General features: G+C 73.8%; 11 protein-coding genes and 1 pseudogene. 9 read left to right on the forward strand and 3 right to left on the reverse strand.

The genetic code is table 11. From position 1 onward, the window contains the following. Positions 1 to 306, forward strand: a pseudogene (locus ASF38_RS00450) (TetR family transcriptional regulator); the annotation flags it as partial. A gap of 21 nt (positions 307 to 327) precedes the next feature. Here the strand turns inward: ASF38_RS00450 and ASF38_RS00455 are convergent. The 3 genes from ASF38_RS00455 to ASF38_RS00465 form a co-directional block, all read right to left on the reverse strand. Further along, positions 328 to 981, reverse strand: coding sequence for a methyltransferase domain-containing protein (locus ASF38_RS00455; RefSeq protein ID WP_156366727.1), 654 nt, complete (start codon positions 979 to 981; stop codon positions 328 to 330). A 10-nt stretch (positions 982 to 991) separates the two neighbouring features. Beyond that, positions 992 to 1,741 (reverse strand): FkbM family methyltransferase, encoded by a 750-nt coding sequence (locus ASF38_RS00460; protein WP_056572916.1) that lies wholly within the window; start codon positions 1,739 to 1,741, stop codon positions 992 to 994. 89 nt (positions 1,742 to 1,830) lie between these two features. Next, complete coding sequence (locus tag ASF38_RS00465; RefSeq protein ID WP_056572919.1) at positions 1,831 to 2,529, reverse strand: FkbM family methyltransferase; 699 nt, start codon at positions 2,527 to 2,529, stop codon at positions 1,831 to 1,833. Positions 2,530 to 2,719: 190 nt separating this feature from the next. On the opposite strand from ASF38_RS00465, the gene ASF38_RS00470 reads away from it, so the two are divergent. The 8 genes from ASF38_RS00470 to ASF38_RS18230 form a co-directional block, all read left to right on the forward strand. Beyond that, positions 2,720 to 3,391, forward strand: a complete 672-nt coding sequence (locus ASF38_RS00470) for an FkbM family methyltransferase (RefSeq protein ID WP_056572922.1) — start codon at positions 2,720 to 2,722, stop codon at positions 3,389 to 3,391. A gap of 92 nt (positions 3,392 to 3,483) precedes the next feature. Further along, positions 3,484 to 4,617: a hypothetical protein gene (locus tag ASF38_RS17735; protein WP_056572925.1), complete on the forward strand. Its 1,134-nt coding sequence runs from the start codon at positions 3,484 to 3,486 to the stop codon at positions 4,615 to 4,617. A gap of 7 nt (positions 4,618 to 4,624) precedes the next feature. Beyond that, complete coding sequence (locus ASF38_RS00480; protein WP_056572927.1) at positions 4,625 to 5,893, forward strand: lipopolysaccharide biosynthesis protein; 1,269 nt, start codon at positions 4,625 to 4,627, stop codon at positions 5,891 to 5,893. A gap of 11 nt (positions 5,894 to 5,904) precedes the next feature. Further along, a complete protein-coding gene (locus tag ASF38_RS19495; RefSeq protein ID WP_056572930.1) occupies positions 5,905 to 6,501 on the forward strand; it encodes a serine O-acetyltransferase in 597 nt (198 codons plus the stop codon). Next, positions 6,498 to 7,352, forward strand: coding sequence for a methyltransferase domain-containing protein (locus ASF38_RS00490; RefSeq protein ID WP_056572932.1), 855 nt, complete (start codon positions 6,498 to 6,500; stop codon positions 7,350 to 7,352). Before ASF38_RS19495 ends, ASF38_RS00490 begins: the two co-directional genes overlap by 4 nt. Before the next feature lie 82 nt (positions 7,353 to 7,434). Further along, positions 7,435 to 7,686: a hypothetical protein gene (locus ASF38_RS00495; RefSeq protein ID WP_055969676.1), complete on the forward strand. Its 252-nt coding sequence runs from the start codon at positions 7,435 to 7,437 to the stop codon at positions 7,684 to 7,686. Between the two features lie 6 nt (positions 7,687 to 7,692). Beyond that, on the forward strand, positions 7,693 to 9,072 hold the full coding sequence (locus tag ASF38_RS00500) for a class I adenylate-forming enzyme family protein (RefSeq protein ID WP_056572935.1): 1,380 nt from the start codon (positions 7,693 to 7,695) through the stop codon (positions 9,070 to 9,072). Beyond that, the coding region (locus ASF38_RS18230; RefSeq protein ID WP_200914346.1) for an SDR family NAD(P)-dependent oxidoreductase at positions 9,069 to 9,344 on the forward strand (276 nt) is incomplete at its 3' end. The genes ASF38_RS00500 and ASF38_RS18230, both read left to right, overlap by 4 nt.

Genomic DNA, 9,344 nt, shown 5'->3' on the forward strand with positions numbered 1-9,344 from the left:
GCCGACGTGCAGGTCGACGCGGACCTCGCCGCCACCTCGACCCGGCTGCGCGCCGCGATGCTGGCCGTGCGCGACGGTGCCGAGGTGGTGGCCACGACCGCCGCGTTCCGGCTCGGGGTCTTCGCGCTCGAGGAGGCGCTCGCCGCGCACAGCGACCGCGACGTCGCCCGCACCCTGCTGCTCTACGTCGTGGGGCACACCCAGGCCACCCAGCTGCACCGCCAGGCCGCCGCCGTCGGCATCGTCGAGGCCGACCCCGACCTCGACGCCTCCTTCGAGCGCGGGCTCGCGATCATCCTGGACTGACGCCGGACCTCGGCGAGGCGGTCAGCGCACCGCCTCGACGGCCATCTGGGCGCCGCCCTCCATCACCCGGTTGTCGAGACCGTCGAGCTCGGGGTGGACGCTGCTGCCCAGCTCGGCACGCACCACGGACGAGAAGCCGGCCCGCTCGAGCTCGGCGGAGAGGGCGGCGAAGTCGTACACGTAGCCCTCGTGGTGCCCGAAGGAGGCGATGGGGATGCGGACCCAGTCGAGCGGGTGCTCCACCGTGAGCCCGACCTCCTCGTAGATGGCGGCCTCGGCGTCGCCCCGTGGTGCCTTGCCCGCGAGGTAGCGCTCGACGTGCGCGCCCAGGTCGGGGGTGACCATGCGGATCACGCCGCCGGGCCGCAGGCAGCGGTAGGCCTCGGCGAACATGACGCGGCCCGCCTCGAGAGGCAGGTGCTCGACGACGTTGTCGGAGTAGACGTGGGAGAGGGCCCCGTCCTCGATCGGCCAGGTCTGCGTGGCGTCGAGGTAGTGGCGGGTCACGGCGTTGACGTTCGTGACCACCCAGCCGGGCCGGGGCGCCAGCCCACCGACCTCGAGCTTGAACGGCCGCGCGGCGGCGTCGATGGCCCGGGTCGCGCGGGTGCGGGCCACGGGTGTGTTGACGGCCATGACGACGGGACGGACGACGGAGCGGACACGAGGGTGCACGAGGACCAACCTAGAGATCGTGGGACGTGAGGACGAAGAGGCCGTCGACCTGCAGCAGACGTCCCTGCTGGTCGGAGAACCCGGGTTCGAGCTGGTGGATGCGGTAGCCGGCGGACCCCAGGTCCCGCACCAGCTCGTCGTGGAGCCGCTGTCCCGCGTAGAGCTCGACGAACGACAGCTCCAGCTGCAGGGCGGCGAAGCGGCCCACGAGGTCGCCGGCGCCGCGCAGCACCTCGTCCTCGAAGCCCTGGGTGTCGATCTTGACCATGGTGCGAGCGGGGTCGAGCCCGTGCTCCTCGACGACGGCGGCGAGCGTGGTGACCGTGACCGGCTCCGTGGCGACGTAGTCCGAGCCCGGCGCCGCCGTGCGGTGCGCCTCGGTCATCGCCCGCAGGGACGAGGAGTAGGAGTTCGCCGCGACGTTGATGGACGTCGTCCCGGCCTCGGCCCCCACCGCCTGGTGGTGCACCGTCCAGTGCTCGTCCTTGGCCGCGCGCCCGCTCAGGACGGCGAACGCACCGGACAGCGGCTCGAACCCGATGATCCGGCCCTGGTAGCCGGCGCTGCGCAGCAGGGTCGCGAACTGGCCGACGTTCGCACCCACGTCGAGCACCGTGTCGACGTCGCGCGAGCGCAGCGTCCGGGCGAGGTGGCTCGCGTAGGAGCCCCTCCCGATCTGCAGGTCCGCGCGCTGCAGCGTCCGGCGCAGGGCGAGCTTGGCGGTCTCGCGTGCGCGGTTCGCGAACGTCTGGTCGGTCATGGGGCTCCCTCGGGCCTGGACGGGCACCCCTTCAACCCCACGGGACCGGCGAGGTTACGGGTGGCGCGGGCAGTCGGCGGCACGGTCGCTCAGCCCCGCACGAACACGCCGTCGGCCTGCAGGACGGGTCCGTCCGGCGAGGCGAAGCCGGACTCGATCGCCGCGAGCACGAAACCGTGCTCGTACGCCAGCGAGATCGCCTCGTCCACGAGCATCCCGCCGTCGTACAGCGGGACGAAGGAGAGCTCCAGCTGCAGGCCCACGGCCCGGTCGAGCGAGGCGCGACCGCCGGCCAGCACCTGCCGCTCGAAGCCCTGGGTGTCCAGCTTGAGGAAGGGGCGACGGGTGGGGTCCGTCCCGAGCTCGGCGTCGAGCGTCGAGACCGCCACCGTCTGGGTCGTGACGTAGTCGACCTGGGGCGCCGCTGCCCGGTGGCGGTCGTCCATGGGCAGCAGGGAGCTGCTGTCGCTGTTGGAGGCGACGTTGATCTCGGCGCTGCCGGACTCCGACCCGAGCGCGCTGCGGCGTGCCTCCCACGCGGGGTCGTCGGCGCACACGGCGGTGAGGTCGGCGTAGGCCTCGGCCAGGGGCTCGAAGGAGAGGATCCGTCCGCGGTACCCGAAGGCACGCACCTCCTGCGCGAAGCCGCCCCGCGCCGCACCGACGTCGACGACCAGGTCGACGCCGAGCCCGGCGAGCAGGCTCTGGCGGCGGGAGGCCGGGTGCCGACGCAGCGCGAGGCCGCGACGGGCGAGTCCGTGGACGGCGGCGTTCCTCAGCCAGGGCATGCAGGTCTCCTCTCGGGGCCGTGGGACCGACCCGGGCACGAATCTAGCCGTCCCGGGGCGGGCTCCGGGTGCCAACGAGGAGACGAGTCGCGCCGGGCCGGGAGTGGCGCGTCGTCGGCAACGCTGCCCCGGGGAAGTGTTCGCGACGCTAGAGTCGCCGAGTCGGGAAGCCGGATCGAAGGGGACCACGGTGTCACTGAGGATCGTCGCCGCGAAGGCTCGGACCAAGCTCACGATCTTCGCGCTCGAGGGGTTGCTGCGCCCGGAGCGTCCACCGGGGATGCTGAGGTTCGGCACCTACTACGGCGGCTGGTGGATCCCCGAGGTCGATCCCTCGAGCGGACCAGCCTTCTGCGTGGGGGCCGGCACCGACGTCTCCTTCGACGTGGAGCTGCAGCGGCTGGGCTACACGGTGCACACCGCGGACCCGACCCCCGCCGCGGTCGAGCACGTGCGTCGTGAGCACCCGTCGCTCCACCTCCTGCCGGTCGGGGTCTGGACCGAGGACGGCGAGCTGAGCTTCGCCCAGGACGAGACCTGGAGCGAGTCGTGGGCGATCGACCCGCACGCCGACGCCGCCGCCAGCACGACCCCGGTGCGGTCCCTGCCCGTCCTGACCGTGCGGTCGCTCGTGGCGGCGGCCGGCGAGACCAGGGCCGGCCTGCTGAAGCTCGACATCGAGGGGGCCGAGCACGCCGTGCTGCGGCAGATGCTCGCGGACGACGTCCGACCGCGGGTGCTGTGCGTGGAGTTCGACGACCACCGCGTCCGGCACGTGCTCGCCTCGACGCGGCTCCTGAGGCGGCACGGCTACCGCCTGCTGCAGATCGAGGGCCTGAACTACATCTTCGTGCGGGACTGAGCGACCGCGTCCGAGGTCGCTCCCGGAAGGCGCTCCGCCCGCGGCGAACGATCTGTACTGTGGGCGCGGCCCCGGAGTCGACAGGAGTGCACATGGCGCAGAGCGGGACCACCCTCGTGGTCGAGCCCGACCACGGCGGACACCACTTCCAGTCGGTCTCCTTCGTCGTCGCCGAGGCGGGGTCGGTCGGCCCCGTGGTGCTCCTGACCTCGCAGGGCGCCGCGGCGACCGAGGAGTTCGAGGCGCACCTCGGCGCGCAGCACCGAGCCGGCGACCTCGTGCTGGTCGAGGCCCTCGTCGGCACGCAGCCGCCCACCGCCGACGTCGCGCGGGCCGTGGCGTCCTGCGGTGCGAGCTGCGCCGGACCGGTGCACGTCCTGGTCATGGACGGCGACCAGTCGCTGAAGCGGTGGTGGTGGGTCGCACCCCGCCACCTGAGGTCGCTGCGGCCCCGGGTCACCTTCATGCTGACGCGCTACCCGGCGCGGCTGGCGCCGACCGACCTGACGGGGTGGCGGCTGCGAGCACCCAAGGCCGCGCTCGCCCTCCTGGCGATGCTGCGGGGGTGCCTGCACCGCGTCGTGGGGTTCTCCGGCCGGGAGGACCTCGGCACGGGCGTCGTGGTGCGCCGCATCGGTGACCCGAACGTGTGCGAGGCCCACGCGCGCGACCGGACGCGCTGGCGAGGCGAGCTGGACCTGCCCGGCGACGCGACCCTGGTCGGGGTGTTCGGCCACGTGAGCGAGCGGCGCAACGCCCCGATGATCCTCGAGGCGATCCTGGCCGAGGGGCTGGACGTCCTCCTGGTGATCGCCGGGTCGCTGACGCCGGAGGTGCGCGCCTGGGTCGACGGGCTGGACGAGGACTCGCGGTCCCGGCTGCTCGTGCGCGACGCCTACCTCGACAACCCGACGCTCGACCGCTACATCGCGGCGATGGACGCCGTCCCGCTGCTGCTCACCAACAACGGTCCCAGCGGGATCATGGGCAAGGCCGAGTCGGCGGGGGTCCCGGTCGTCACCGCAGGCTCCGTCGTGCGGGCCCGGGAGGCGCATGCCCTGGGTGCGGGCGAGGCGTGCGACCTGGAGGTGCGGTCCGTCGGCCGCGCGCTGCGCACCGTGCTCGCCCCCGGCTACCGGGTCACCACGCGCGACGCCGACCTCGTCAGCCCGGCCCGGTACGCACGCGCCATGCTGGGCCTCCCGGGGCCGGACGGCTCCCGGTGAGCCCCCAGTGAGCACCACCCGACAGCCCGGCCGGTGGGGCGAGCGGATCGCCTGGCTGGCGGTGGTCAGTGGCGGCTTCGTCGTCCAGCTGCTCATGACGGTGAGCGGGATCATCTCCGCGCGGCTGCTCGGGGTGGAGGGACGCGGCGAGGTGGCTCTCGTGGTGGCGCTCTCGGCCACGGGCGCGGCCCTGACCCTCGGTGGCAGCCTTCCCAACGTCGTCATCAAGCGACTGGCCGACCGCGGCGTCACCGCGCGCGACGGCATCGGCCACCTCGCGTCGCGGTGGTCGGTGCTCGGGGTGGTCTGCGCGGTCCCGTTCGGCATCGTCTTCGTGCTCGCCCACGGTGGGCTCTCCTCGTCGAGCACCTGGTGGCTCGGCGTCGCGGTGGTCCTGCTGGCCCTGGAGAACATGGCGTTCCGCATCGTCACGTCGGCGCTGCTCGGCGAGGGCGCTCCGATGGCGCGGGTCGCCCTCGCGACCCTGCTCCCGCAGACCTTCGTCACGCTCTCGCTGGTGGTCGTCCTCCTCGTCACCGACAGCGCCACGGCCCTCGGGGTCTGCCTGGTGATGGTGGGCTCGTTCGCGCTCGGTCTCGTCGTCGGGGTGCGCCTGCTCGCGCCCCGACGCGGAGGGGACCCGCTCGAGGAGTCCGACCTGTGGCGACTGGCCCGGTCCACCTACGTGGGCACGTTGGGACCGATCGACGGCCTGGGCCTCGACCGCATCCTCGTGGGCGCGGTCGCCGGCACGGTCTCGCTCGGCCTCTACGCCACCGCCGGGGCCCTCGCCTCGCTCGCGGCCATGCTGGGATCCGGCATCGCCGTGGTGCTCCTGCCCCGCTTCTCCGCAGCCCAGGCCGCGGCCGACGGTGACGGCCGGCTCGTGCGCCGCAGCCTGGCCCTCTGCTTGGGTGTGCTCGTGCCCATCGTCGTCGTGGTCACCGTGCTCGCCGAGCCCGTCATCGAGATCGCCTTCGGCTCCGCGTTCCTCGACGCCGTGCCGATCGCCCACTGGCTCGTCCCCGCGATGGGGCTGCTGGGCCTGCGCCGCGTGCTCATCGCCATCCTGCAGGGGCGGGAGCGCGGCGGCACGGCCTCGCGGATCGAGTTCGCGCTGACCCCCGTCATGGTCGTCGGCGTGGTGCTGGCGGCGGGGTCGGAGTCGGCGACCGCGGTGGCGGTCGTGCTGCTGGGCGTGGCGATCGCGAGCGTGTCGCTGCTGTCGATCGCGGTTTGGCGCACAACGCCCCGAACCCACCCTCCGGTGCCCTAGGCTGACGCTCGATGGTCACCGAATCCGGGGTCGCCTCGTCGCCCGACCACCTCAGCTTCTCCCAGCTCGTCTTCTCCGACTACGAGCGCTACCGCCCGGGAGCGCGGGCCTCGTGGCTCGCCGTCGTCGCGCGGCTGCCCTCGTTGCCCGGGCTGCTGGCGAGCCTGCTCCTGCGCACCCAGCAGTGCCTGCACCGCTCGGGCCGTCGCCGGCTCGCCGACCAGCTGCGCACCCTCGCCAACGTGCTCATCGGCGCCGACTTCGGTGCCGGGATGACGATCGGACCCGGCTTCATGATGGCCCACCCCGTGGGCACCACCATCGGCTTCGGGCTGGTCATCGGTCGTGACGTCACGTTCGCCGGCGGGGTCACCTGCGCCGCGCGCTACTACGACGAGCGCGGTGCCGAGGGCCAGGAGTTCGCCACGATCGGCGACGGCGCGGTCATCGGCGCCAACGCCGTGCTCGTCGGAGGCGTCACGATCGGGCGTCGCGCCATGGTCGGCGCCAACTCCGTGGTCCTGTCCGACGTGCCCGACGGCGCCGTGGTCATGGGCTCGCCGGCCCGTCGGGTCGGCTCCCGCGACGTGACGGAAGCAGCCTCATGAGCCAGGGACCCACCTACGAGCCGGCCGCCCACTACGACCACGTCACGGCCGCGTGGCAGCTCCTCCTGGGCGACGAGCTGCACTACGGCGTGTTCGCCGACGGCGACGAGCCGCTCGACGTCGCCACCGCGGCGCTCACCCGCCGCATGGTCGAGGCCGCGCGCCTCCCGGAGGCCGCGGCCTCCGGCACGACGCTGCGCCTGCTCGACGTCGGCTGCGGCTCGGGCGGTCCGGCACGCGCTCTCGCGACCGGCTTCGGGGTCGAGGTCGTGGGCATCACCACGAGTGCCGTCGGCGTGGAGACGGCGCGGCAGCGCGCCGCCGACCTGGGCGTCGACGGGGTGAGCTTCGAGCAGCGCGACGGCACCGCGAACGAGTTCCCCGACGCGTCGTTCGACGTGGCGTGGGCCCTGGAGTCGGCGCATCTGATGCGTGACCGTCCTGCGCTGCTGTCCGAGTGCGCCCGGGTGGTCCGTCCCGGCGGCCGCGTGGTCCTCTGCGACCTGCTGCGGCACCGCGAGATCCCCTTCGCCGAGGTGCGCGCACGACGCCAGGACTTCGCGACCCTGCGCGAGGCCTTCGGCGACGCCCACTTCGAGCCGCTCGCCTACTACGCCGACGGACTGGCTGCGCTCGGCCTCGAGGTGGAGGTGGCCGACGACCTCACGCAGTCGACGCTTCCCACCTTCGACCGCTGGCGTGCCAACGCCGCCACCCACCGCGACGAGGTGGTCGAGCTCATCGGGCAGGAGGGGCACGAGGCCTTCGTGCGCTCGTGCGACGTGCTCGAGGAGTTCTGGCGCGACGGCACCTTCGGCTACGGCCTCGTGGCCGCCCGTCGACCCGACTGAGTCCGTACGTGACGCCCGCCCGGTCACGTCGTTGTGCACGGCGTGGCGGACCAGCCACCTTCCCCGAGACGCAGGAGACAGCATGAGCACCGCGCCCGCCGACGTCGAACGCACGGTCGTCGCGTTCCTCACGAGCCTCGACAAGCTGCCCGAGGGCTTCGACGCCACGACGCCGCTCTACGTCGGGGGCGCCGACCTGGACTCCCTCGAGACCGCCGAGCTGTCGGCCACGCTCGAGGACGAGCACGGCAGCGACCCCTACTCCGCGGGTGACATGCCGCAGACGCTCGCGGACATCCAGGCGTTCTACGCCTCGGTCGCCGGCGCCTCCTAGACCGTCGTGCACGAGCTGCTGCGCCGGGTCGCCGACGTCGACCCCGACCGGGTGGCCGTCGTGACCCACGACGGCTCGTGGACGTACGCGCAGGTCCTCGAGGCCGCCGAGCGTGCAGCGTCGGCACTGACCGACCTCGCCGGCGACGCGCAGGGCGGCCGCCGGCTCGGCGTCGTCGACTTCGAGGCGGCCGACGTCGTGCCGCTGCTCGCAGCCGCCTCGCTGGTGGGGGCGGAGGTCTGCCTCTACCCGCCCGTGGAGCCGGACGAGGTCGCCGACCTGGCACGTCGGCTCGGCCACGAGGTGCTCGTGACCGACCGCGACGACCTCGACGGGGCCGCCGCCACCGTGCTCGACGTCCGCGACCTGCTCGACGACGGCCCCCGCGGGCCCTCCGCCGCGGCCGTCGCGGACGCGGACGCCCGCCCCCACCTCGTCCTCACCACCGGCACCACCGGGGCACCACGGGGCGTGCGGCACGACTGGGAGCGGTTGCTGCGCGGGGTCCGCCGGGTCGGCCCCGCTCCCGAGCAGCGCTGGCTGCTGGCCTACGGCCTGCACCAGTTCGCCGGGCTGCAGGTCCTTCTGCACGTGCTCGCCGCGGGCGCCACGCTCGTGGCTCCCGCACCGCGCCGCCCCCGCGAGGGCCTGGCCGCCATGCGCGCGCTCGGCGTCACCCACGCCAGCGCCACCCCCACCTACTGGCGCTTCCTGCTGGCCGAGGCGCGCGGGGACGGTCTCGGTCTCCCGCCGCTCGAGCAGGTCACGATGGGTGGGGAGGCGATCCCCGGTCCGCTGCTCGGCGACGTGCACGCGGCGTTCCCCTCCGCCTCGGTGTCGCAGGTCTACGCCGCCTCCGAGTTCGGTTCCACCGGGTCGCAGCGCGACGACCGCCCGGGCCTCTCGACCGACGTCCTCGACCGCGGCGACGACGCCGACGTCGACCTGCGGATCGTCGACGGCGAGCTGTGGATCCGGTCGCGCACCGGGATGCTCGGCTACCACGGCGACGAGCCGGTCGACCCCGACGCGTGGCGCCCCACCGGGGACCTCGTCGAGGTCGTCGACGACCGCATCCTCTTCCGCGGCCGGTCCTCGGAGGTGATCAACGTCGGCGGGGTCAAGGTCCACCCGCTGCCGATCGAGGAGCGTGTCGGGGCGGTGCCCGGCGTCGACGTCGCCCGGGTGTTCGCCCGCCCCAATCCCATGACGGGGTCGGTCGTGGCGCTGGAGGTCGTGGCCGCACCCGGGCACGACCACGACGCCCTCAAGGCGAGCCTCAAGGCCGCCTGCGCCGACCTTCCCCCAGCCGCCCGCCCCCGCAGCATCCGCTTCGTCGACGACGTCGCGACCGCCGGCGGGAAGATCGTCAGGAGACAGCAGTGACCAGTACTGAGCAGACCGGGCAGACCGGGCAGACCGAGCAGACCGGGGGCCGCGTCGTCATCGTCACCGGCGGCAGCCGTGGCCTGGGTGCCGGCATCGTCCGCTCCTACCTCGCCGAGGGCGACCTGGTGGCCACGTGCTCGCGCAGCCGCACCGACGAGGTCGACGCGTGGGAGTCCGACCCGGCCACGGCCGACCGCTTCCTCTTCCAGCCGGCCGACCTGTCGCGCGTGGAGGACGCCGAGGCGTTCGTGAAGGCCGTCGTCGACCGG

It is taken from the genome of Aeromicrobium sp. Leaf272 (assembly GCF_001422865.1).
GTDB lineage: Bacteria > Actinomycetota > Actinomycetes > Propionibacteriales > Nocardioidaceae > Aeromicrobium.